Annotated in this window: 34 protein-coding genes; 31 read left to right on the forward strand and 3 right to left on the reverse strand. The window is 47.2% G+C overall.

The features are described 5' to 3' along the window. From ACRC32_RS06645 to ACRC32_RS06655, 3 genes are all read right to left on the reverse strand, one after another. Window positions 1–1760 (reverse strand): R3H domain-containing nucleic acid-binding protein (locus ACRC32_RS06645; protein WP_015152305.1); only part of this gene is annotated, 1760 nt, incomplete at its 3' end. A gap of 52 nt (window positions 1761–1812) precedes the next feature. After that, window positions 1813–3006 (reverse strand): circadian clock protein LdpA, encoded by a 1194-nt coding sequence (gene ldpA, locus ACRC32_RS06650; protein ID WP_438553248.1) that lies wholly within the window; start codon window positions 3004–3006, stop codon window positions 1813–1815. Window positions 3007–3107: 101 nt separating this feature from the next. Beyond that, the gene (locus tag ACRC32_RS06655) at window positions 3108–3596 is read right to left on the reverse strand and encodes an NAD(P)H-quinone oxidoreductase subunit N (protein WP_438553249.1); all 489 of its coding nucleotides are present in this window, start codon (window positions 3594–3596) and stop codon (window positions 3108–3110) included. A 699-nt stretch (window positions 3597–4295) separates the two neighbouring features. Here ACRC32_RS06655 and rplC point away from each other — a divergent pair. The 31 genes from rplC to ACRC32_RS06810 form a co-directional block, all read left to right on the forward strand. Beyond that, complete coding sequence (rplC, locus tag ACRC32_RS06660; RefSeq protein WP_438553250.1) at window positions 4296–4934, forward strand: 50S ribosomal protein L3; 639 nt, start codon at window positions 4296–4298, stop codon at window positions 4932–4934. Window positions 4935–5035: 101 nt separating this feature from the next. Beyond that, the gene (gene rplD / locus ACRC32_RS06665; protein WP_438553251.1) at window positions 5036–5668 is read left to right on the forward strand and encodes a 50S ribosomal protein L4; all 633 of its coding nucleotides are present in this window, start codon (window positions 5036–5038) and stop codon (window positions 5666–5668) included. Beyond that, a complete protein-coding gene (locus ACRC32_RS06670; RefSeq protein WP_015152300.1) occupies window positions 5661–5975 on the forward strand; it encodes a 50S ribosomal protein L23 in 315 nt (104 codons plus the stop codon). The genes rplD and ACRC32_RS06670 overlap by 8 nt, the downstream gene beginning before the upstream one ends. 92 nt (window positions 5976–6067) lie before the next feature. Next, window positions 6068–6931, forward strand: a complete 864-nt coding sequence (gene rplB / locus ACRC32_RS06675) for a 50S ribosomal protein L2 (protein ID WP_015152299.1) — start codon at window positions 6068–6070, stop codon at window positions 6929–6931. 129 nt (window positions 6932–7060) lie between these two features. After that, window positions 7061–7339, forward strand: coding sequence for a 30S ribosomal protein S19 (gene rpsS / locus ACRC32_RS06680; RefSeq protein WP_015152298.1), 279 nt, complete (start codon window positions 7061–7063; stop codon window positions 7337–7339). A gap of 80 nt (window positions 7340–7419) precedes the next feature. After that, a complete protein-coding gene (rplV, locus tag ACRC32_RS06685) occupies window positions 7420–7776 on the forward strand; it encodes a 50S ribosomal protein L22 (RefSeq protein ID WP_015152297.1) in 357 nt (118 codons plus the stop codon). A 105-nt stretch (window positions 7777–7881) separates the two neighbouring features. After that, window positions 7882–8628, forward strand: coding sequence for a 30S ribosomal protein S3 (gene rpsC / locus ACRC32_RS06690; protein ID WP_015152296.1), 747 nt, complete (start codon window positions 7882–7884; stop codon window positions 8626–8628). Between the two features lie 62 nt (window positions 8629–8690). After that, window positions 8691–9110, forward strand: coding sequence for a 50S ribosomal protein L16 (gene rplP / locus ACRC32_RS06695; RefSeq protein ID WP_438553252.1), 420 nt, complete (start codon window positions 8691–8693; stop codon window positions 9108–9110). Window positions 9111–9113: 3 nt separating this feature from the next. After that, window positions 9114–9347, forward strand: a complete 234-nt coding sequence (gene rpmC / locus ACRC32_RS06700) for a 50S ribosomal protein L29 (RefSeq protein ID WP_015152294.1) — start codon at window positions 9114–9116, stop codon at window positions 9345–9347. Between the two features lie 6 nt (window positions 9348–9353). Beyond that, a complete protein-coding gene (gene rpsQ / locus ACRC32_RS06705) occupies window positions 9354–9641 on the forward strand; it encodes a 30S ribosomal protein S17 (protein ID WP_015152293.1) in 288 nt (95 codons plus the stop codon). Then, window positions 9638–10006: a 50S ribosomal protein L14 gene (gene rplN / locus ACRC32_RS06710; RefSeq protein ID WP_015152292.1), complete on the forward strand. Its 369-nt coding sequence runs from the start codon at window positions 9638–9640 to the stop codon at window positions 10004–10006. The genes rpsQ and rplN overlap by 4 nt, the downstream gene beginning before the upstream one ends. After that, the gene (gene rplX, locus ACRC32_RS06715; protein WP_015152291.1) at window positions 10006–10368 is read left to right on the forward strand and encodes a 50S ribosomal protein L24; all 363 of its coding nucleotides are present in this window, start codon (window positions 10006–10008) and stop codon (window positions 10366–10368) included. The genes rplN and rplX overlap by 1 nt, the downstream gene beginning before the upstream one ends. Before the next feature lie 104 nt (window positions 10369–10472). After that, the gene (gene rplE / locus ACRC32_RS06720; protein WP_015152290.1) at window positions 10473–11021 is read left to right on the forward strand and encodes a 50S ribosomal protein L5; all 549 of its coding nucleotides are present in this window, start codon (window positions 10473–10475) and stop codon (window positions 11019–11021) included. Between the two features lie 18 nt (window positions 11022–11039). Continuing rightward, the gene (gene rpsH, locus ACRC32_RS06725; RefSeq protein WP_015152289.1) at window positions 11040–11444 is read left to right on the forward strand and encodes a 30S ribosomal protein S8; all 405 of its coding nucleotides are present in this window, start codon (window positions 11040–11042) and stop codon (window positions 11442–11444) included. Between the two features lie 84 nt (window positions 11445–11528). Further along, window positions 11529–12068, forward strand: coding sequence for a 50S ribosomal protein L6 (gene rplF / locus ACRC32_RS06730; RefSeq protein ID WP_438553259.1), 540 nt, complete (start codon window positions 11529–11531; stop codon window positions 12066–12068). 2 nt (window positions 12069–12070) lie between these two features. After that, entirely contained in the window at window positions 12071–12430 is a 360-nt protein-coding gene (gene rplR / locus ACRC32_RS06735) for a 50S ribosomal protein L18 (RefSeq protein WP_438553253.1), read from the forward strand. A gap of 87 nt (window positions 12431–12517) precedes the next feature. After that, entirely contained in the window at window positions 12518–13045 is a 528-nt protein-coding gene (gene rpsE, locus ACRC32_RS06740; RefSeq protein WP_015152286.1) for a 30S ribosomal protein S5, read from the forward strand. Window positions 13046–13106: 61 nt separating this feature from the next. Further along, entirely contained in the window at window positions 13107–13553 is a 447-nt protein-coding gene (gene rplO, locus ACRC32_RS06745) for a 50S ribosomal protein L15 (protein ID WP_317104748.1), read from the forward strand. Window positions 13554–13615: 62 nt separating this feature from the next. After that, the gene (secY, locus tag ACRC32_RS06750; RefSeq protein WP_015152284.1) at window positions 13616–14923 is read left to right on the forward strand and encodes a preprotein translocase subunit SecY; all 1308 of its coding nucleotides are present in this window, start codon (window positions 13616–13618) and stop codon (window positions 14921–14923) included. Further along, a complete protein-coding gene (locus tag ACRC32_RS06755) occupies window positions 14923–15489 on the forward strand; it encodes an adenylate kinase (protein WP_438553254.1) in 567 nt (188 codons plus the stop codon). The genes secY and ACRC32_RS06755 overlap by 1 nt, the downstream gene beginning before the upstream one ends. Window positions 15490–15735: 246 nt before the next feature. Beyond that, window positions 15736–15960 (forward strand): translation initiation factor IF-1, encoded by a 225-nt coding sequence (gene infA, locus ACRC32_RS06760; RefSeq protein ID WP_006196724.1) that lies wholly within the window; start codon window positions 15736–15738, stop codon window positions 15958–15960. 110 nt (window positions 15961–16070) lie between these two features. Beyond that, the gene (rpmJ, locus tag ACRC32_RS06765; protein WP_015152282.1) at window positions 16071–16184 is read left to right on the forward strand and encodes a 50S ribosomal protein L36; all 114 of its coding nucleotides are present in this window, start codon (window positions 16071–16073) and stop codon (window positions 16182–16184) included. A gap of 100 nt (window positions 16185–16284) precedes the next feature. Next, a complete protein-coding gene (gene rpsM / locus ACRC32_RS06770) occupies window positions 16285–16665 on the forward strand; it encodes a 30S ribosomal protein S13 (protein ID WP_438553255.1) in 381 nt (126 codons plus the stop codon). Between the two features lie 66 nt (window positions 16666–16731). Next, window positions 16732–17124, forward strand: a complete 393-nt coding sequence (gene rpsK, locus ACRC32_RS06775; RefSeq protein WP_015152280.1) for a 30S ribosomal protein S11 — start codon at window positions 16732–16734, stop codon at window positions 17122–17124. 20 nt (window positions 17125–17144) lie between these two features. Next, window positions 17145–17324 (forward strand): hypothetical protein, encoded by a 180-nt coding sequence (locus tag ACRC32_RS06780; RefSeq protein WP_438553256.1) that lies wholly within the window; start codon window positions 17145–17147, stop codon window positions 17322–17324. Between the two features lie 26 nt (window positions 17325–17350). Next, window positions 17351–18298: a DNA-directed RNA polymerase subunit alpha gene (locus tag ACRC32_RS06785; protein ID WP_039714880.1), complete on the forward strand. Its 948-nt coding sequence runs from the start codon at window positions 17351–17353 to the stop codon at window positions 18296–18298. A 90-nt stretch (window positions 18299–18388) separates the two neighbouring features. Next, complete coding sequence (gene rplQ, locus ACRC32_RS06790) at window positions 18389–18739, forward strand: 50S ribosomal protein L17 (protein ID WP_015152278.1); 351 nt, start codon at window positions 18389–18391, stop codon at window positions 18737–18739. 20 nt (window positions 18740–18759) lie between these two features. Then, a complete protein-coding gene (gene truA / locus ACRC32_RS06795; RefSeq protein WP_438553257.1) occupies window positions 18760–19677 on the forward strand; it encodes a tRNA pseudouridine(38-40) synthase TruA in 918 nt (305 codons plus the stop codon). A gap of 72 nt (window positions 19678–19749) precedes the next feature. After that, complete coding sequence (gene rplM, locus ACRC32_RS06800; RefSeq protein ID WP_438553258.1) at window positions 19750–20202, forward strand: 50S ribosomal protein L13; 453 nt, start codon at window positions 19750–19752, stop codon at window positions 20200–20202. Continuing rightward, complete coding sequence (gene rpsI, locus ACRC32_RS06805; RefSeq protein WP_039714877.1) at window positions 20202–20624, forward strand: 30S ribosomal protein S9; 423 nt, start codon at window positions 20202–20204, stop codon at window positions 20622–20624. Before rplM ends, rpsI begins: the two co-directional genes overlap by 1 nt. A gap of 92 nt (window positions 20625–20716) precedes the next feature. Beyond that, a partial coding sequence (locus ACRC32_RS06810; RefSeq protein ID WP_438553260.1) for a 50S ribosomal protein L31 occupies window positions 20717–20842 on the forward strand: 126 nt, incomplete at its 3' end.

Below are 20842 nucleotides of genomic sequence, written 5' to 3' on the forward strand. Positions count from 1 at the left end.
GCCGGATAAATCCGCAAGCGCCGATTTGGTTCGTCACCAAAACTATCCGATTTTAGACGATAGTGTTCTACCAATTCGTGCTGCATCTTCCGCACCTTTGCCGAACGGGGTAGTAATTCCACTGGCTGTCCCTTAGGAATCACAATTTGTTCTACCGCTAACCGAGCCTCTTCTAAAGCATCGAGTTCGTCCTCGCTGCCATTTTGGATGAATAAACTCAGTTCCCGTTCGTCCGGTACGACTGGCTCGTCCATATCCAACAACCGCCGCAACGTGCGGATAATTTGTGGAATAGTATTTGACTTGAGCGTGTGGATTGGGACGTGACGCGCCTTAGCAACATGACGTAACTTAGACTGATTTTTGACGTGCGATCGCAAAGCTAAAATTGCATCGGCACTGTCAATATCTTTCGTCAGTACCACGGGTAAACTCAGCACTTGGATTGCTTGCTCTAGCTGGTGGCGACTCACACCGTAGGGATAAATATGCAAGGGTAAATCTTCCCCATTCGGACCCGCATTCACCGCCAAATCGCTGTTAAAGCGATCGCTTCGAGCCAGAGATTCATCCAACAAGCGCTCGAACTCTTGTTCTCGCGTGGCTGGTTCTGGTACGGCAGCGAGTGGTATCATTCGTCCAGTCGAACGCCACCCACCTACAGTCATAGTGGGTGATAGTTTCGATTCTTCCTCTTGCCTGGGATTGCCTACCTCGTAGCCCCGCCCAAAACCATCTTGCCCTACTCCCCGAAGTGGCGTGGGTGACTGCCGTACAATAGTGACTTTACCATCTGCATCGACAGTTCTAAGTTGTGGATTTGGTATGCGTCCTCTCAGCAAAGCATCGACGGTATCAGCAACGCTTTCATGGATCGTCCAGCGTTGTCTTTCCAGCATTTCCACGGCAATTTCAAATGTTGGTGGAGCTTTACGTTCTAAAACAGTTTTCTGCGTCCGCCGCCGTCTGGCTTCATCATCACCTAAAGTGACAGACTGGATACCACCCACTAAATCTGATAGAGTCGGATTCTTGATCAAATTTTCAATCTGATTGCCATGCGCCGTTCCTACTAGTTGTACGCCCCGTTCGGCAATGGTACGAGCTGCTAGAGCTTCCAACTCCGTACCAATTTCATCAATCACGATGACTTCTGGCATGTGATTTTCTACTGCCTCAATCATCACTTGATGCTGAAATTCTGGACGCGATACTTGCATTCGTCGCGCCCGTCCAATGGCTGGATGAGGAACATCTCCATCCCCTGCAATTTCGTTTGAAGTATCGATAATGACGACACGCTTATTTAAGTCATCGGCTAACACTCTGGCAATTTCTCGCAAAGCTGTGGTTTTACCCACCCCAGGACGACCTAACAGTAGAATTGACTGTCCGGTTTCTACTAAGTCGTGGATCATGCCAATCGTGCCAAAGACAGCTCGTCCGACACGACATGTTAAACCGATAATATCGCCAGCACGGTTCCTAATCGCACTAATCCGGTGCAGAGTTTGCGCCAGTCCTGCCCGATTATCACCACCAAAATGTCCCACGCGCTGTATGCTATATCTAATTTGATCGTGGGAAATGCCAGACTCAGCAAGGTACTCGGCGCGATCGGGAAAACGAGCTTCTGGGCGACGACCTAAATCCATCACCACTTCAATTAAGCTGTCCCGTTGTGGGTGTTGCTCTAAAACATTTTTAATGTCTAGTGGCAAAATATCTAACAACTTCTGGAGATCGTCTGTTTTTGTCATGCTGGCTAGAGCTATTCAGTCAACAATAGCGAGAGGGTTTAGCAATTTTGTTCTATGGCAACTCCATAGACTTCAGTTGAGATACCAGCGAATAGGCAAGTTCTACTGCTTGCCATAGTAATTCCGGTACGTTTTCCAAGCGGGCGATCGCTCTTTCATTGGCTGGATTTACCTCCATTTGTTCTAATTGGTGCAAAATCGGCGACAGCAAAACGCGGGCATAACTGCCGTAAGCTATTCCTGAAATGTGGGACTCGGGAGTCGGAAAGTCGTAAGTCGTAAGTCGTAAGTCGTAATTGTTTTGACTTTTGACTTTTGACTTTTGACTTTTCCTCAACAATCCCATCGCTTCTAACTTGGCAACGGTATAGCTGTTCGTTCCACCTGCAAGTTGAACGTATCCAGGTAAGCCAGCCGCCAAGACTTTTTGACCTAATTTCACGGCGGCTAAGGTCGTACCGTCGCCAATATCACCGCTCATCGGTCGCCCGTCAGTTTGCCAAATTATCGGACACTTAAGGGGAGAAATTAGACGATGCAGGCTGTGGAGATATTCTATTAACCCATCGCCATCAGGACAGCTAATTGCCACAAGTTTCAAGCGCTCGATCCAGGGAGCTATACTTAACCATAAACGCTTAAATTCCGCTGTTCTACCCACCTGGGTATGAATTTCTACCGCATCGACACCAGTTGCAAGTACGAGCGGCGCGATCGCTCCTGGTGTCGATACATAAGAGCGAGTGTAAATAATTTGCGGCGGACAAACAGGCAAACACCGCCCGCAGCCGTAGCAACTTTCCGATATAACTCCAGAAGATACAACTTTTTTAGAATAATCAGAATAATCGTCACTGGGACGATGAAACACAATTGCTTGGGCAGGACAAACTCGTTCGCACGGGCGATCGCATTGTGAGGGACACTCAACCGCATTAAACTCTGCTTTGCGAAAATGTGGGTCTTCGCCATCGTTGAGGCTTACCATCAACCAAGGCAACTTTTCTCGACTGCCAAAGCCGCGCTGTCGAGCTTCTTCCATTAACGTACTTGCCACGGCGATCGCGGCTTGCGCTGACGCAATTACAGATGGGTCTGCTGCCACATCAATGCAATCAGCACCAGCCAGAGTATACGCTAAGCTAAGATTTCTTACCGCAGGCAGATGCTGGTAGCTGGCTCCGCAAATCAATTTGAACCAGTGACCTTGCTTTAATGAGCGTAAGGCGTTGTCAATCTCAGTCACACTTCTATGCTAATGTGCAACTGATAAAAAAGAAGATTTCCTCAATTAATTTCTGTTGTTTATCGATCGCCAAATTTTTTGCCCTTGCGACAAATAAGTATTTATACGGCTTGGTAGCTAGGTGCAAGTGTATCTCGGAGAGGTTGCCAGCGAAAATAGCGCTCTCCTCCTCTTTCTAAGACGATTTTGACTCGCGGATCTAGGCTAGGCAAATTGACCAAAAATTCAATTTCTTGATTCGAGAGAATGTGTCCTTCAATAATCCACAGTACTAACCCTTTAGACTTGGGTGGGAGTTGTTCCAGGTTGTAGCCGACTATTGGTGGCAGGTAATAAACATATCCCACTGCTGCCCCTTGACCGACACTCTTCTTACCCAAATGTGGCGGACGCACGCCATGAACTCCAGTTAAATAAGCCGATACGTCTCCTAGTCCCCTAGCAGTAATATTCAGGGTTGTGTAGCCAGTAGCACGCAGGCGGCGACGATAACGACCTTCAAACCCACCTTCTAGCGGAGCGTAGACGCCCAGCGCCCCGTACTTTTCTAAGTCGCGGATTAATTTGCTACCAGTAGTAAAGAGTGGCATCGTTAAGTATTGTTGTTTAATTCCATTCTTATCTTAATATTCAGTTGCCAGTTATCAGTTGCCGGTTATTAGTTGTCAGTTATTAGCGACCAGTGATCGCCTTGAAAAAAATCCCGTCAACAGTTGTCATTTGCGATCGCATAGTTTAAACTGTTAGATCGTGACCAAATAAGGTAGCTAGACAAAACTCATTAATTGTTTTTGACAGCTTGCTGGAGTCCTTCGGGAAGAGGATGAGATCCTCTAAGAGGCAAGCGATTTATTTGTTTGTGAGTGTCTGACTACATTTTTTAGCTCGTGAGTGGCAGTCTGGCGTGTGAGGCAGTTGAATTGCCTTACTAGTGCTTCCCTGGATTCTGAGAACGTGGGTTGACGAAATCTCAGAGAAGCTAAACCTAGAGAACTATTCAGGTTCTCAGGAATGGATACTAAGTAGCTTGCTACTTAAGTCCTACTCAAGCTAGACAGTGCTAGAGCAAATTCTCTCGCCATTGGCAACTGCTTCGCAGTAGAGTGTTTTGCGAGTTACAGCGATAAAGTGGGTTTAAACCAATTAAGCCGATTGCTCGCTCTCCAGCCCGAAAACCTTTTGAAGGCGAACGGGCTGGACAGATACTGGCAGCAGAGATAGTAAGAACCGAATCCCACCTTTGCAATCCGGTTCCGATGCAACTGAGTTAAATAGGAGAAACAATTCCCGTGTCCATTGGTATTCTTGGCACTAAGCTGGGCATGACCCAGGTATTTGATGAGACAGGAAAGGCTATTCCCGTAACTGTCGTTCAAGCGGGTCCATGTGTTGTGACCCAGATAAAAACTAAACAAACTGACGGCTACACCGCTATTCAAGTTGGATTTAAAGAAGTAAAACCCAAAGCACTGAGCAAGCCAGAATTGGGTCATTTAGCAAAATCTTCTGCTCCTGCTTTACGTCATTTGCACGAGTATCGCCTCGATAATACAAGTGAATACACGCTAGGGCAGGAAATTACAGCAGATATATTTAATTCAGGACAAATTGTCGATGTCAGCGGCAATAGTATCGGTCGCGGTTTTGCTGGTTATCAAAAGCGACATAATTTCGGTCGCGGTCCCATGTCGCACGGTTCCAAAAATCACCGTCTCCCTGGATCTATTGGAGCTGGTACGACTCCTGGTCGCGTCTACCCAGGTAAGCGGATGGCAGGGCGATTAGGTGGCTCGCAAGTCACGATTCGTAAATTGACTGTCGTGCGGGTAGATGCAGAACGCAATCTATTGCTGATCAAAGGAGCAGTTCCAGGTAAACCAGGTGCTTTGCTCAACATCGTACCTGCGAAGAAAGTTGGTAATGGGTAATGGGTAATGGGTAATGGGTAATAGGCAACCTGCAACTACCAACTACCAACTACCAATGACCAATCCCAAATCCAAAATCAATTGAAAAGGTAAAATCCAAAATGGTTGAGTGCGTAGTCAAAAATTGGCAAGGTGAAGCAGTCGGACAGGCGACACTTGAATTAAAAGTGGCAAAAGAAACAAGTGCTTCTCATGTCGTTCACCGCGCCTTAGTTAAACAATTAACGAATGCCCGTCAAGGAACTGCCAACACCAAAACTCGTGCGGAAGTCCGAGGCGGCGGTCGCAAACCTTGGAGACAAAAAGGCACGGGACGCGCTCGTGCTGGTTCGATCCGATCGCCCCTCTGGCGTGGTGGTGGTGTCACCTTCGGACCCAAGCCGAGAACGTACAATCTGAAAATGAACCGCAAAGAGGAATTGCTGGCATTGCGCACGGCTTTTGCGAGTAGAGCTGATGATATGGTCGTTGTAGAAGACTTTGTCGAGCAGATCTCGCAACCAAAAACAAAAGAAATGACAGCCGCGATCGCGCGCTGGGGAATAGAACCAGGCACGAAAGTCTTATTAATTGTCGCTGAAGAAACAGAAAACGTTTACTTGTCAGCCCGTAATATCGCGAAGCTGACTTTAATTTCAGCCGATGAATTAAACGTTTATGACATCCTCAACGCTGACAAAATTGTCGCTACATCAACTGCCCTTAATATGATTCAGGAGGTCTACAGTGCTTAAGATCGACCCCCGCCAGTTGCCAGATATCGTCCGCCGTCCGATTTTGACTGAAAAAGCCACGCGGTTGATGGAGCAGAATAAATATACATTTGACGTGACTCCTCAAGCCAGCAAACCGCAAATTAAAGCTGCGATCGAAGACTTATTTGAAGTTAAAGTCGTACAAGTCAACACCCTGCTCAAACCTCGAAGAAAAAAGCGGGTAGGTAGGTTTGTTGGTTTTAAACCCCAGTACAAGCGAGCGATCGTTACCGTAGCACCTGGGGATGAAGACAAGATCAGACAAGTTCTCTTCCCAGATGTTTAAGCTGGTCATCCGTTATTCGTCATTCGTTATTGCCACAAATGACAAATGACTAAGGAAAAATGACTAAGGAAAAATGACTAAGGAAAAAAATTATGGGTACTCGTTCCTATAGACCATACACCCCTAGCACGCGCCAGCGAATTGTTTCTGATTTTGCTGAAATTACCAAAAGCGAACCAGAAAAGTCGCTGGTAAAGTACGTTCACAATCCCAAAGGACGGAACAATCGCGGTGTCATCACTTCTCGTTTTCGCGGTGGCGGACATAAGCAACTCTACCGCATCATCGATTTCAAACGCGACAAGCGCAACATTCCAGCTAAGGTAGCAGCGATCGAATACGATCCCAATCGGAACGCTAGAATTGCCTTACTTTACTACCAAGATGGAGAAAAGCGTTACATTCTTCAGCCAAACGGCTTGAAAGTAGGAACAGTCGTGACAGCTGGAGTGGATGCGCCTATTGAAGACGGTAATGCATTACCTTTAGCTAACATCCCCCTTGGTACCACAGTCCACAACGTCGAACTAACACCAGGACGCGGCGGACAAATTGTTCGTGCTGCTGGAGCTAGCGCTCAAGTGGTAGCCAAAGAAGGTAATTACGTCACCCTCAAGCTCCCTTCCGGCGAAGTCCGCATGATTCGTCGTGAATGCTACGCCACAATCGGACAAGTTGGTAATACCGACGCGAGAAACCTCAGCGCAGGAAAAGCTGGTCGCACCCGTTGGAAAGGTAAAAAGCCCCACGTTCGGGGTAGCGTTATGAACCCTGTCGATCACCCACACGGTGGTGGTGAAGGTAGAGCGCCCATTGGTAGATCGGGTCCAGTCACCCCTTGGGGTAAGCCAGCATTAGGGATGAAGACTCGTAAGCGGAAAAAACCAAGTTCTGCTTTAATCGTCCGTCGCCGTCGTAAATCATCCAAGCGCGGACGTGGCGGGCGCGAAAGCTAAATTTGGGTAATGGGTAATGGGTAATAGGTAATGGGAAGTCAAAAGTCAAAATTTGCCTCTTGCCTCTCGCCTCTTGCCTAACTCACCAATTACCAACTACCAACTACCAATTACCAACCACATAAAACTATGGGTCGTTCTTTAAAAAAAGGTCCTTTCATTGCCGATAGCCTACTCAGCAAAATTGAAAAGCTGAATTCACGAGGCGAAAAACAGGTCATCAAAACTTGGTCGCGGGCATCGACAATTCTGCCACAGATGGTCGGTCACACGATCGCAGTTCACAACGGCAGACAGCACGTTCCCATCTATGTTTCCGAACAAATGGTAGGACATAAATTAGGTGAATTTGCTCCCACCCGCACTTTTCGCGGTCACGCCAAGAGTGACAAAAAAGCAGGTAGGTAGTCATTTGTCATTAGTCATTAGTCATTTGTTTCTAGCTAATGACTAATGACTAATGACAAATGACAAAAACGGAGAAAGTTATGGCTACAAACACAACTAATACACAAGAAATCAAAGCGATCGCCCGTTACATTCGCATGTCTCCTTTTAAAGTGCGGCGCGTCCTCGATCAAATTCGGGGGCGCTCGTATCGGGAAGCATTAATTATTCTAGAGTTCATGCCTTACCGTGCCTGCGAACCAGTGTTGAAAGTGCTGCGTTCTGCCGTTGCTAATGCCGAACACAACGCTGGATTAGAACCATCCGAGCTAAAAATTACCCAAGCCTATGCCGACCAAGGACCAGTGCTGAAGCGCTTCCGTCCGAGAGCGCAAGGGCGAGCGTATCAGATTCGCAAGCCGACCTGTCACATCACGATCGCCGTAGCAGCTCAATAAAGAGAGCTGGGGGAGCTGAGGAAGCTGAGGGAGCTGAGGGGAAAAACCTCTTGCCTCTCGCCTCTTATCCCCTACCCCTTACCCCTTACCCCTTACCCCTCAACTATGGGACAAAAAATTCATCCAGTCGGTTTTCGCCTCGGCGTTACCAAAGAACACCACTCTCGTTGGTTTGCCGAGCCACAGCGATATCCTGAAATTCTCCAAGAAGACTATAAACTACGGCAATACATCGAGCAGAAGCTAGGTCGTTATGCTGCCAATAATGCCGGAATTGCTGAAGTTCGGATCGAGCGTAAAGCAGATCAAATCGAGCTAGAGTTACGCACTGCTCGCCCTGGTGTAGTTGTCGGTCGTGGTGGAGCTGGCATTGAAGCCTTGCGTAACGGACTTCAAGAACTCCTGGGCAGCCAACGCCAAATTCGGATTAACGTTGTCGAAGTCGCCCAAGTTGATGCCGATGCCTTTCTAATTGCCGAGTACATTGCGCAACAGTTAGAGCGTCGCGTCTCCTTCCGCCGCGTAGTACGCCAAGCGATTCAACGCGCTCAAAGGGCAGGCATTCAAGGGATTAGAGTTCAAGTTGGCGGTCGGCTCAACGGCGCAGAGATCGCCCGTACTGAATGGACGCGCGAAGGTAGAGTGCCATTACACACCTTACGGGCAGATATAGATTACGCCTACTGTACCGCAAAAACCATTTACGGCATTTTAGGAATCAAGGTTTGGGCGTTTAAGGGAGAAATTATCCCTGGACAAGAACCACAGCCTACCCCTGGAACCAATCAACCCCGCCGCCGTCAACAGCAGCGCCGACGGCAGCAGTTTGAAGACCGTTCTAATGAAGGTTAACTGTCATTCGTCATCAAATGACAAATGACAAATGACAAATGACAAATGACGAATGACAAACCATGCTAAGCCCTAGAAGAACAAAATTCCGCAAACAACAACGCGGACGAATGAAAGGACTTGCCACCAGAGGTAGCAACATCAACTTTGGTGAATTTGCCCTACAAGCTCAAGAACCAGCTTGGATTACCTCTCGGCAAATTGAGGCAAGCCGTCGCGCCATGACTCGCTATATCCGTCGTGGTGGGAAGATTTGGATTCGGATTTTCCCCGATAAACCAGTTACCATGCGTCCAGCTGAAACCCGTATGGGTTCGGGTAAAGGTTCGCCTGAGTTTTGGGTAGCTGTAGTTAAGCCAGGACGAATTTTGTTTGAAATCGCTGGCGTACCAGAAGTAACTGCTCGCGAAGCAATGCGGTTGGCTTCTCACAAACTACCAATTCAAACAAAGTTTATTATGCGCGAGGAGGAGCAAGTATAAGTCATGCCCCTACCTAAGATTTCAGAAGCTAGAGAATTAACCGACGAACAGTTAGCAACAGAAATTATTGCTATTAAAAAGCAATTGTTTAGCCTGCGCTTGCAAAAAGCAACTCGCCAGTTAGAAAAGCCGCACCAAATCAAGCACGCCAAACATCGGTTAGGGCAATTGCTAACGGTGGAACGCGAGCGCCAACTGGCAAACACGAATGAAGCTGAACCCGCAACAGAAGAGTAAGTAACGATGGCAGTCAAAGAAAGAATTGGCTTAGTCGTGAGCGACAAAATGCAAAAGACTGTGGTAGTTGCGGTAGAAAACCGCTCTCCTCACCCCAAGTACGCCAAAATTGTCGTGCGTACTCGGCGCTACAAAGCTCACGACGAAGAGAATAAATGTAAAGAGGGCGATCGCGTCCGCATTCGCGAAACTAGACCTCTCAGCCGTACGAAACGCTGGGAAGTAATAGAGATTCTCGATAGTCCCACCACCGCGATCGCTGCTGTAACTACCACAACGGGAGAACAACAGTGATTCAACCCCAAACCTATCTCAACGTCGCGGACAATAGTGGGGCGCGAAAATTAATGTGTATCCGCGTCCTCGGTGCTGGTAATCGTCGTTACGGGAACGTCGGCGACGTAATTATCGCCGTCGTTAAAGATGCCATTCCCAATATGGGAGTCAAAAAATCCGATGTCGTGCGAGCGGTGATCGTTCGTACTCGCAAAGGTTTACGACGTGATAGCGGCATGAGCATTCGTTTTGATGACAATGCTGCCGTGATTATCAACCAAGATGGCAACCCCAGAGGAACGCGGGTATTTGGCCCTGTAGCCAGAGAGCTGCGGGATAAAAACTATACCAAAATCGTTTCTTTAGCGCCGGAGGTGCTGTAATGGCAAAGAGAAAAGGAGCCAAAGAAAATAAACCAGTTCGCCACAAAATGCACGTCAAAACTGGCGATACGGTACAGGTAATTTCTGGAGCAGATAAAGGTAAAGTCGGCGAAATTGTGCGATCGCTTCCAGAAAAAAGCCAAGTGATTATCAAAGGCGTAAATGTCAAAACCAAGCACGTCAAGCCCAAAGAAGAAGGGGAATCGGGTCGGATCGTTACCTTAGAATTTCCCATCCACAGTTCCAACGTCATGCACTATTCCACCAAGCAAAATGTCGCTAGCCGAATTTGCTATACCTTCAACCAAGAAGGCAAAAAAGTGCGGATGCTGAAAAAAACTGGTGAAATCATCGACAAATAATTAGTCATGGGTCATTAGTCACTAGTCATTAATGATGAGTGATTGACAAATGACGAATGACAAATATAATTCCCTGACCAAGACCAGGGTAAACAGGAAAAACTATGGCATCGTCAAAACTCAAAAGCATATACCAAGAGAAAATTGTGCCGCAATTGGTGGAGCAATTTCAATACAAAAACGTCCATCAAGTCCCCAAGCTAGTGAAAATCACCATAAACCGAGGTTTAGGTGAAGCAGCACAAAATGCTAAAGCAATGGAATCGTCTTTGACTGAGCTAGCAACGATCGCAGGTCAAAAACCCGTAGTCACGCGAGCAAAAAAAGCGATCGCGGGCTTTAAAATTCGCCAGGGGATGCCAGTAGGCATTATGGTAACTCTGCGGGGCGATCGCATGTACGCTTTCCTCGATCGCTTTGTCAATCTTGCCTTACCTCGGATTCGTGACTTTCGCGGCATCAGCCCCAAAAGCTTCGACGGACGCGGTAACTATACCCTTGGTGTAAGAGAACAGCTAATTTTCCCTGAAGTCGAATACGACAGTATCGACCAAATTCGCGGCATGGATATTTCCATCATTACCACTGCCAATACTGATGAGGAAGGTCGTGCCTTACTCAAAGCATTTGGTATGCCCTTCCGAGATCAATAAATTCTACAAGAGGAAACGATGGCGGCTAACGACACAATTGCTGATATGCTGACGCGCATCCGCAATGCTAATATGGCGCGGCATCAGACAACAAAAATTCCTTCTACTAAAATGACTCGCAACCTTGCCAGAGTCTTACAAGAAGAAGGTTTCATCGCCCAGTTTGAAGAAGAAGCGCAAGAAGGGGTAAAACGCAATCTGGTAGTTACCCTCAAATATAAGGGTAAAAATCGCCAACCGATTGTCACCGCACTCAAAAGAGTCAGCAGACCAGGACTGCGGGTTTACTCCAACCGTAAAGAACTACCGCGAGTTTTAGGTGGTATCGGCATTGCTATCATCTCCACCTCGCATGGCATCATGACCGATCGCGAAGCCCGCCGTCAAGGTCTAGGTGGCGAAGTTCTTTGCTACATCTGGTAAATTCGTCACTTGTCATTAGTCATCTGTCATCTGTATTCATCAATGACCAATGACCAATGACCAATGACAAATAAGGAGTTAATCATGTCTCGAATCGGCAAACGTCCCATTACTGTTCCCAATAAAGTCACCGTCACCATCAACGGCTCCCACGTTGCTGTTAAAGGTCCTAAAGGGGAACTCTCTCGCGTCCTTCCCAGTACCGTTACAGTGGAACAGGAAGGAGACACAATTTTAGTCAAACGGCACGATGAATCTCGTCTCTCCCGACAACTCCACGGTTTATCCCGCACCCTAGTGGCAAATATGGTGGATGGAGTTTCGCAAGGATTCCAAAAGCGGTTGGAAATTCAAGGGGTAGGCTACCGAGCGCAAGTTCAAGGACGCAATTTAGTCCTCAGTCTTGGCTACAGCCATCCCGTGCAAATCGAGCCACCCGAAGGCATCCAACTCGCAGTAGAAAACAACACGAATGTCATTGTCAGCGGCTTTGACAAAGAATTAGTTGGCAACGTCGCCGCTCAAATTCGCGACAAGCGCCCGCCAGAACCCTACAAAGGTAAAGGCGTTCGCTACGCCGGAGAAGCCGTCAGACGTAAAGCTGGTAAGGCAGGTAAGAAGTAATTATGAAGCTCAGTCGTCGAGAATCCAGGGAAAAACGGCATCGTCGGATCAGAAAAGTTGTCGTAGGCAGTACGGAACGCCCGCGCCTAGCAGTGTTTCGCTCTCACCAGCATATCTACGCTCAAGTCATAGACGATTCCCAACATCATACTTTGGTAGCTGCTTCTACTTTAGACCCAGATTTAAAATCCCTCGAATCTAGGGGAACGTGCGAAGCATCAGTGGAAGTCGGTAAATTAATTGCCCAACGCGCTAAAGCTAAAGGCATATCACAAGTTGTCTTTGACCGAGGCGGAAACCTCTACCACGGTCGAGTCAAAGCACTAGCTGACGCAGCACGGGAAGCAGGATTAGATTTTTAATTTGTTAATGGTTAATAGTTAATAGTTGATGGCAATTAACAATGAACGATTAACAATTAGCAATTAACATTTTCAGAGGCACTCAATATGGCAACAGGTCGTCGCAAAGCTAATCGAACTAAAGAAAAAGAAACGACTTTTCAAGAGCGGGTGATTCAAATCCGGCGGGTGAGTAAGGTCGTCAAGGGAGGAAAAAAACTCAGCTTCCGTGCCATTGTCGCTGTCGGTAACGAGCGCGGTCAAGTTGGGATCGGAGTAGGTAAAGCTGGAGATGTGATCGGCGCTGTGAAAAAAGGCGTAGCAGATGGCAAAAAACATCTCATTGATGTCCCATTGACCAAATCTAACTCGATTCCCCATCCAACTAATGGCACTGGTGGCGGAGCAAAAGTATTAATGCGTCCAGCCGCACCTGGAACGGGTGTAATTGCGGGGGGTGCAGTCAGAACCGTACTGGAATTAGCAGGAGTGCGGAATATTCTAGCCAAACAGCTTGGTTCCAACAACCCCCTGAATAATGCTAGAGCTGCCGTTAATGCCCTTGCTACACTCCGCACTTTTGCCGAAGTTGCAGAAGAACGCGGCATTCCAGTAGAAAAGCTCTATATCGTCTAATCGTCATGCGTCAAACAAATGACCAATGACCAATGACCAATGACCAACCAACAAAAAAGTTATGAGACTAACTGACGTTAGACCCCAAAAAGGCTCAAAAAAACGCGCTCGTCGTCTCGGTCGAGGAGTTTCTGCCGGACAGGGCGCGAGTGCTGGCAAAGGGATGCGCGGGCAAAAAGCCCGTTCTGGTGGTGGCACTAGACCAGGATTTGAAGGCGGTCAGCAGCCCTTGTATCGTCGTCTACCTAAGTTGAAAGGCTTTCCAATTATTAATCGTAAAGAATACATTACGATTAATGTAAGCAAGCTGTCTTCACTTCCTGCTGATACGGAAGTTACTCTGTCCTCGTTAAAAGAGGCGGGAATAATTAAAGTTGCTAAAGGTTCGCTCAAAATTTTGGGAGATGGGGAATTAAACGTTGCTCTCAAGGTACAAGCGGCAGCTTTTACGGCATCAGCTAAAAGCAAGATAGAAGCAGCTGGCGGGAGTTGTGAAGTCGTTAAGTAGCCAAAGTTTTTCACTGAAGTTATTTAACGCAAATGCCTATGGCAGTAGAAAGGTAGCCGTTTATGATTAGTCGAGATAAAGCCCCAACAGCTCAAGAAACTTTCATGCAGATGGCACAGGCAGCCGGACTGAGAGGACGGTTGCTCGTGACTATTGGCATGTTAATTTTGGCTCGCTTGGGTGTATTTTTACCCGTACCAGGAATCAATCGCGAACAGTTCGCTCAAAGCGTACAAAATAATAGTGCTGTCATCGGTTTTTTAGACATCTTTTCCGGCGGCGGACTTTCAACTTTGGGGGTTTTCGCCTTAGGAATATTGCCTTACATTAATGCCTCAATCATAATCCAATTACTGACGGCTGCGATTCCAGCTTTAGAGAATTTACAGAAAAATGAGGGTGAGGCAGGTAGACGACAAATTTCTCAAGTCACCCGCTACGTCGCTTTAGGTTGGGCAATTCTGCAAAGTACGTTTATTGCAGCAATTTGGATCAGACCGTTTGCCCTTAACCCAGGACCAGTATTCGTGATTGAAACCGCGATCGCACTCACAGCTGGTTCGATGTTTGTTATGTGGGCATCGGAACTGATTACGGAGCGCGGTGTCGGTAATGGTGCATCGCTGTTGATTTTTGTCAACATCGTTGCCTCTCTACCTAAATCCTTAGGCGATACCATTACTCTGGCACAAACTGGAGGCAGGGAAACCATCGGACGAGTCATCGTTCTGTTGCTGGTATTTTTAGTCATGATTGTCGGAATTGTCTTCGTCCAAGAAGGCACGCGCCGCATTCCGATTATTTCAGCTCGTCGTCAAGTAGGACGCAAGCTTTATCTAGAGCGGAGTAGCTATCTACCTTTGCGGTTGAATCAAGGCGGTGTAATGCCAATTATTTTTGCTTCTGCCGTGCTAATTCTGCCAGCTTCACTCGCTAGGTTTACCCAAAACGAATATGTGATTAACATATCCAATGCGATCAGTCCTGGCGGTTCTACGCCTTGGCTCTACGCCCTAGTGTACTTCGTAATGATTGTTTTCTTCAGTTATTTCTACTCCACGTTGATCGTGAATCCGGTTGACTTGGCACAGAACTTGAAGAAGATGGGTTCTAGTATTCCAGGCATTAGACCAGGTAAAGCAACGAGCGAATACGTCGAACGGGTACTCAATCGACTGACATTTTTGGGAGCTGTTTTTCTCGGCGCAGTGGCAATTATTCCTACAGCTGTGGAAAGTGCTACTAGAGTCCCGACCTTTCAAGGATTAGGAGCGACTTCGCTGTTGATTCTGGTTGGTGTGGCAATTGACACGGCAAAACAGATTCAAACCTATGTGATCTCCCAGCGTTATGAAGGAATGGTGAAGTAGTGCCGCGATTGATTTTTTTGGGACCGCCAGGAGCAGGTAAAGGCACGCAAGCAAAACACCTTGCCAATTCCTGGCAGATCCCCCATATCTCGACTGGTGATATTTTGCGCCAAGCTATGCGCGATCGCACGCCTTTAGGAATTCAAGCTCAAGGCTACGCCGACCGAGGCGAACTCGTCCCCGACCAACTAGTAAACGATCTCGTTGCCGAACGCCTTCAGCAATCAGACGCGCAAGCGGGATGGATTCTAGATGGGTTTCCCCGCAAGCTCAGCCAAGCAGTATTTTTAGACGAACTGCTGCAAAAGCTTAACCAAGGTTCTACGCGAGTGGTGAATCTAGAAGTACCAGAAGCGATCGTTGTAGATCGGTTGCTGAAACGGGCAGAAAAAGAAGGACGAGCTGACGACACTGAAGAAGTGATTCGCCGTCGCTTGGAAGTCTATCACCAAGAAACTTCGCCCTTAATTGATTTCTACCGCAATCGCCAACAACTCGTTTCGGTCGATGGCGATCGCTCAATGGAAGAAGTGACGGCTCACCTGCAAACAGCAGTTCATAGCTAACTATTGGGGATGTTATGGGATGTGGGTAATTTGGTAGTTGGTAAGAAGTTGGTGCGCGGTGCGCTCTTGTGTTGCAGCAAGCAGTGAAGCGTCTTCTGCTCCTGAAGCCCCTCTGCTTCCTCAGCTCTCTTCTTCCCGACTCCCGACTCCCGATTTTCGATAAGATATATTAACAGTGGAAAAATATGTCCAAAAGTGCTAAAGCTAATTCCACAGAAAAATCAGTAGAGTTGAGGAATCAACAAGTTGTCTAAACAAGATTTAATTGAGATGGAAGGCACGGTCACAGAATCGCTGCCTAACGCTATGTTTCGCGTCGATCTGGACAACGGCTTTAACGTACTCGCCCACATCTCCGGCAAAATTCGCCGTAACTATATCAAGATTCTACCTGGCGATCGCGTAAAAGTCGAACTCACGCCATACGATTTGTCTAAAGGTAGAATTACTTATAGACTACGCAAAAAATAATTGAAGTTAATTTTTAGCAACATCCAAGTCCGAAAACTCAGTATGAGTGCTAACTTCTTGCGGAAAATCCAATCGTAGTATTATAATATAGAGTTTGTAATGTAAAAGTCATGAAAGTTAGAGCTTCTGTAAAAAGAATTTGTGAAAAGTGTAACGTTATCCGCCGTAAAGGTAGGGTAATGGTTATTTGTTCTAACCCGAAACACAAGCAACGTCAAGGCTAACTATAAAACGATTGGCGGCGATCGTCGACATATGGTGTTTCAGTTAACACCATGAAAGAGTGAATATTGTTGCAGCAAAGCAAGACTAGGGAGAAACAGCGTGGCACGGATATCTGGTGTAGACCTTCCGCGAGATAAGCGGATTGAGATCGGTCTGACCTATATTTATGGGATCGGCTTAACGAGATCGAAAGAAATTTTGGCGACTACAGGTGTCAACCCAGATACCCGCGTCAAAGATCTCGGCGATGCCGATGTAGCAGCTCTGAGAAACGAGATAGAAGAAAACTATCAAGTTGAAGGAGATTTAAGGCGTTTGGAGACGATGAACATCAAGCGCCTGATCGATATTGGTACGTATCGGGGTCGTCGTCATCGGATGGGCTTACCCGTCAGAGGACAACGCACTCGTACCAATGCTCGTACCCGTCGAGGCAGACGACAAACGGTAGCAGGAAAGAAAAAGGCTCCAGGGAAATAAATAACTTCCTAGCTATATAGAGCATTTTTGAATTGAGTAGAGCAAAAATAAACCGATCGTAACCCTATGGCGCGACCAACTAAGAAAAGCGGTACGAAAAAGCAAAAACGCAACGTACCAAATGGCATGGCATACATCCAATCCACATTTAACAACAGCATAGTCACCATTACAGATCAAAATGGCGATGCGATTTCGTGGGCATCGGCTGGTTCTAGCGGCTTTAAGGGAGCGAAGAAAGGCACTCCTTTTGCCGCGCAGACTGCAGCTGAAAGTGCGGCACGACGCGCAGTTGACCAAGGTATGCGTCAGATCGAAGTCATGGTCAGCGGACCTGGAGCAGGCAGAGAAACAGCAATTAGAGCGCTGCAAGGGGCGGGATTAGAAATTACTCTAATTCGCGACATCACGCCTATTCCACATAATGGCTGTCGTCCGCCCAAACGCCGCCGAGTATAAACTCAAATGTCCAAAAAGATGTGGAAATTTCTGCAACCTGCGCGTTCGTCCAGTGGGCGATCGCGTTATCTTGTCCCAAAAGTCAGCTAGAAACTGAAACGGCGGAACAGATAAATCAAGTCAGAAATTCAGGTAAAAAAATTCAGGCATGTAATCCAAGCAAGAAAATTCAGGCAAGCGGTTGCTATGCCAATTTATAGGAGCTAACAATAGGGGAGGTTACTCCGTGGCGCAATTTCAAATCGAATGTGTTGAGTCTATTACGCAGGAGAATCGGAGTCAATATAGTAAGTTCGTCTTGGAACCTCTCGATCGCGGTCAAGGAACGACAGTAGGTAACGCCTTAAGGCGAATCTTACTCTCTAATCTAGAAGGTACAGCAGTCACAGCCGTCCGAATTGCAGGCGTAAGCCATGAATTTGCTACAATTCCTGGCGTGCGCGAGGACGTAATGGAAATTCTGATGCAGATGAAAGAAATCGTCCTCAGAAGCCACTCCTCGCAAGCCGTAACTGGTCGATTGCTCGTCCACGGCGCTACTACAGTTACTGCGGCTCATTTCGATCTACCAGCAGAAGTAGAAATTATCGACCCCAACCAGTACGTAGCTACCTTAGCAGACGGGGCGAAATTAGAAATGGAATTTCGGGTCGAACGGGGAAAGGGCTATCGCACGGTCGAACGAGGGCGCGACGAAGCTACGTCCATCGATTACCTGCAAATTGACTCGATCTTTATGCCAGTTCGTAAGGTCAACTACAGCGTTGAAGATGCGCGGGTAGACGGCTCGCTGCAAAAAGATCGGTTGATTATGGAAATTTGGACAAACGGTAGCCTAACACCGCAAGAAGCCCTTTCTTCTGCCGCAAATATTCTAGTTGACCTGTTCACACCCTTAAAAGACATCTCGCTGGCGGCGATGAAAGACGAAATTCCCGCCGACGAAGACCCAACTAGTCAGATTCCAATTGAAGAACTGCAACTTTCCGTCAGGGCTTACAACTGTCTCAAACGAGCGCAGGTAAATTCGGTAGCTGACTTACTAGACTACACCCAAGAAGATCTACTAGAAATTAAGAACTTCGGTCAGAAGTCAGCAGAGGAAGTGATCGAAGCGTTGCAGAAGCGTCTAGGCATTACTTTGCCGCACGAAAAATCTTCTAAACCTACCTGACATACTCTTTAAAAGAAGGATGTAGCAATCCATCCTTCACCCCCGATCCTACCCTACGGGAAGGGCTTCACCCTACATCCTTTTACGATCATGCGTCACCGCAATAGCATTAAAAAACTTAGTAAACCAGCAGACCAACGCCGCGCCCTACTAAGAGCGCTGACCACCGAACTACTCAGACACGGACGAATTACCACTACTAAAGTCAGAGCAAAGGTCGTACAGTCTGAAGCAGAAAAAATGATTACCCTAGCTAAAGATGGCTCTTTAGCAGCTCGTCGTCAAGCTATGGGATATATCTACGATAAGCAACTCGTACACGCTCTATTCGAGCAAGTCCCCGATCGCTATGGTAGCCGCGCTGGTGGTTACACTCGCGTTTTACAAACGATACGCCGTCGGGGCGACAACGCAGAAATGGCAATTATCGAACTCGTTTAAAATACTGTGGCGCTTTGGAAATGGCTGTTTGGCAACCTGAATTGACAAGTAGAGTCGCCCTGGTAATTCAATACCTGGGTACTCGTTTTCATGGATGGCAGCGACAGCCGCAGCAGCGTACGGTTCAGGAAGAAATAGAAACTGCGATCGCCAATGTCCTGGGTTATCCAATTGTCATTCATGGAGCAGGCAGAACGGATGCTGGAGTTCATGCTGCTGCCCAAGTTGCTCATTTTAATGTAGTTGATTGTCCGATTCCAGCCCATCGCTGGGCAGCAATTCTCAACAGTCGTCTGCCAGAAGATATCTTAATTCGCGCTTCGGCTGAGGTGAGCTTGGATTGGCACGCCCGCTTTTCTGCTAAGTGGCGGCGCTATCGCTACACTCTCTACACCGACCCCCGACCGAATTTGTTTGCCAAAGCTTTTAGCTGGCACTATTATCACGCACCTCTAGATGAATCATTAATTCAAGCAGCATTAAAACCTCTACTCGGCAACCACCATTTAGCAGCTTTTCATCGGGCGGGTTCTAGTCGCGCTCATTCTTGGGTAGAAGTACAAGCAGCGGAATGCCATCGTCAAGGTTCGTTCGTGCAAATTGAATTGCAGGCAAATGGCTTTTTGTACGGCATGGTGCGGTTATTGCTGGGATTGCTGGTTCAAGTGGGCAGTGGACAGCGATCGCTAGCCAATTTTACCGAGATTTGGCAGCAGCAACGCCGCGCCGAAGTCAAGTACGCCGCCCCTGCTGCTGGCTTGTGCCTGCTGCGAGTTGGCTATAGTGAATTTCCTTTTCCTGCTGAAGTTTGGTATGATACGCAACCCCAGTTTTTCTTACCTGACGTAACCGCTGCCTCAATAAAACAGACTGAGCCGATTTCTACTCCATCCTGCATAGCAGCTGCTCTACTTTCTCAGGCTGCCGCACAAACATGAACCCAAATTATTTCAAGTAAATTATTTTAGGGTAGATATTCTAGTAGATTATTTCAGGATAGTAAAACCACCATGACCAAAACCTACATCCCCCCTCAAGATACGATTAATCAGCAGTGGTATCTGGTCGATGCCGCTGACCAACGTTTAGGCAGGCTCGCCACTGAAATTGCTAATATCCTGCGGGGTAAAAATAAGCCAGAATTTACTCCGCATATGGACACTGGTGATTTTGTCATCGTTGTTAACGCTGACAAAATTAAAGTTACAGGGAAAAAACGCAGTCAAAAACTTTATCGCCGTCATTCTGGAAGACCTGGTGGGATGAAAACCGAAACCTTTGCTCAACTTCAAGCTCGGATACCAGAGCGCATTGTAGAACAAGCTGTTAAAGGTATGCTGCCAAAAAACAGCTTGGGCAGACAACTATTTACTAAGCTCAAAGTCTACGCTGGAGCAGAACATCCTCATCAAGCACAGAAACCAGAAGCAATTAAAATTCAAACCATCCCAGGAGATAAGTAATGCAAGCAACACAAACCGCTACCACTAACGGGCGAGTCATGTACTGGGGTACAGGACGACGCAAAGCGTCTGTAGCTAGAGTTCGTCTAGTTCCAGGTAACGGTCAACTCGTCGTCAATGGTAAAGCTGGCGACTTATATTTTCAATTCAATGCCAGCTACCTTGCAGCCGCTAAAGCACCTCTAGAGACGCTAGGTCTAGAGAACGAATACGACATTCTCGTAAATGCTCACGGCGGCGGCTTAACCGGACAAGCTGATTCAATTCGTTTAGGAGTTGCCCGCGCCCTTTGTCAATTGGAGCCAGAAAATCGCTTGCATTTGAAGAAAGAGGGTTATTTAACTCGCGATCCCAGAGCTAAAGAACGGAAGAAATACGGCTTACATAAAGCACGGAAAGCCCCTCAGTTCTCAAAGCGATAAGTTTGTTGTTGGTCGTTTGTTATTGATTGTTGGTAGAGCAAATGACAAATGACCAATTAGCTAGAATAAAATTAGAAAAATAGGAAAAAGAGATGGCAAAACCAGATATTCATCCGCAGTGGTATCCCGAAGCTAAGGTTTACTGCAACGGGGAACTAGTCATGACTGTTGGTTCGACCAAGCCAGAACTCCACGTTGATGTCTGGTCTGGCAATCAC

Source organism: Chroococcidiopsis sp. (assembly GCF_051657925.1).
In the GTDB taxonomy this organism is placed as follows: domain Bacteria; phylum Cyanobacteriota; class Cyanobacteriia; order Cyanobacteriales; family Chroococcidiopsidaceae; genus Chroococcidiopsis.

Bases quoted from the DNA above. Each gene is read 5' to 3' on its own strand.
- rpsC (WP_015152296.1), top strand. From the start codon at position 7,882: ATGGGACAAAAAATTCATCCAGTCGGTTTTCGCCTCGGCGTTACCAAA.
- rplX (WP_015152291.1), top strand. From the start codon at position 10,006: ATGGCAAAGAGAAAAGGAGCCAAAGAAAATAAACCAGTTCGCCACAAA.
- rplP (WP_438553252.1), top strand. From the start codon at position 8,691: ATGCTAAGCCCTAGAAGAACAAAATTCCGCAAACAACAACGCGGACGA.
- rplE (WP_015152290.1), top strand. From the start codon at position 10,473: ATGGCATCGTCAAAACTCAAAAGCATATACCAAGAGAAAATTGTGCCG.
- rplR (WP_438553253.1), top strand. From the start codon at position 12,071: ATGAAGCTCAGTCGTCGAGAATCCAGGGAAAAACGGCATCGTCGGATC.
- rpmC (WP_015152294.1), top strand. From the start codon at position 9,114: ATGCCCCTACCTAAGATTTCAGAAGCTAGAGAATTAACCGACGAACAG.
- rplB (WP_015152299.1), top strand. From the start codon at position 6,068: ATGGGTACTCGTTCCTATAGACCATACACCCCTAGCACGCGCCAGCGA.
- rplV (WP_015152297.1), top strand. From the start codon at position 7,420: ATGGCTACAAACACAACTAATACACAAGAAATCAAAGCGATCGCCCGT.
- rplF (WP_438553259.1), top strand. From the start codon at position 11,529: ATGTCTCGAATCGGCAAACGTCCCATTACTGTTCCCAATAAAGTCACC.
- rpsI (WP_039714877.1), top strand. From the start codon at position 20,202: ATGCAAGCAACACAAACCGCTACCACTAACGGGCGAGTCATGTACTGG.
- secY (WP_015152284.1), top strand. From the start codon at position 13,616: ATGATTAGTCGAGATAAAGCCCCAACAGCTCAAGAAACTTTCATGCAG.
- rpsS (WP_015152298.1), top strand. From the start codon at position 7,061: ATGGGTCGTTCTTTAAAAAAAGGTCCTTTCATTGCCGATAGCCTACTC.
- rplQ (WP_015152278.1), top strand. From the start codon at position 18,389: ATGCGTCACCGCAATAGCATTAAAAAACTTAGTAAACCAGCAGACCAA.
- ACRC32_RS06655 (WP_438553249.1), bottom strand. From the start codon at position 3,596: ATGCCACTCTTTACTACTGGTAGCAAATTAATCCGCGACTTAGAAAAG.
- rpsQ (WP_015152293.1), top strand. From the start codon at position 9,354: ATGGCAGTCAAAGAAAGAATTGGCTTAGTCGTGAGCGACAAAATGCAA.
- rplM (WP_438553258.1), top strand. From the start codon at position 19,750: ATGACCAAAACCTACATCCCCCCTCAAGATACGATTAATCAGCAGTGG.
- rpsH (WP_015152289.1), top strand. From the start codon at position 11,040: ATGGCGGCTAACGACACAATTGCTGATATGCTGACGCGCATCCGCAAT.
- rpmJ (WP_015152282.1), top strand. From the start codon at position 16,071: ATGAAAGTTAGAGCTTCTGTAAAAAGAATTTGTGAAAAGTGTAACGTT.
- rplO (WP_317104748.1), top strand. From the start codon at position 13,107: ATGAGACTAACTGACGTTAGACCCCAAAAAGGCTCAAAAAAACGCGCT.
- rpsK (WP_015152280.1), top strand. From the start codon at position 16,732: ATGGCGCGACCAACTAAGAAAAGCGGTACGAAAAAGCAAAAACGCAAC.
- rpsE (WP_015152286.1), top strand. From the start codon at position 12,518: ATGGCAACAGGTCGTCGCAAAGCTAATCGAACTAAAGAAAAAGAAACG.
- truA (WP_438553257.1), top strand. From the start codon at position 18,760: ATGGCTGTTTGGCAACCTGAATTGACAAGTAGAGTCGCCCTGGTAATT.
- rplD (WP_438553251.1), top strand. From the start codon at position 5,036: ATGGTTGAGTGCGTAGTCAAAAATTGGCAAGGTGAAGCAGTCGGACAG.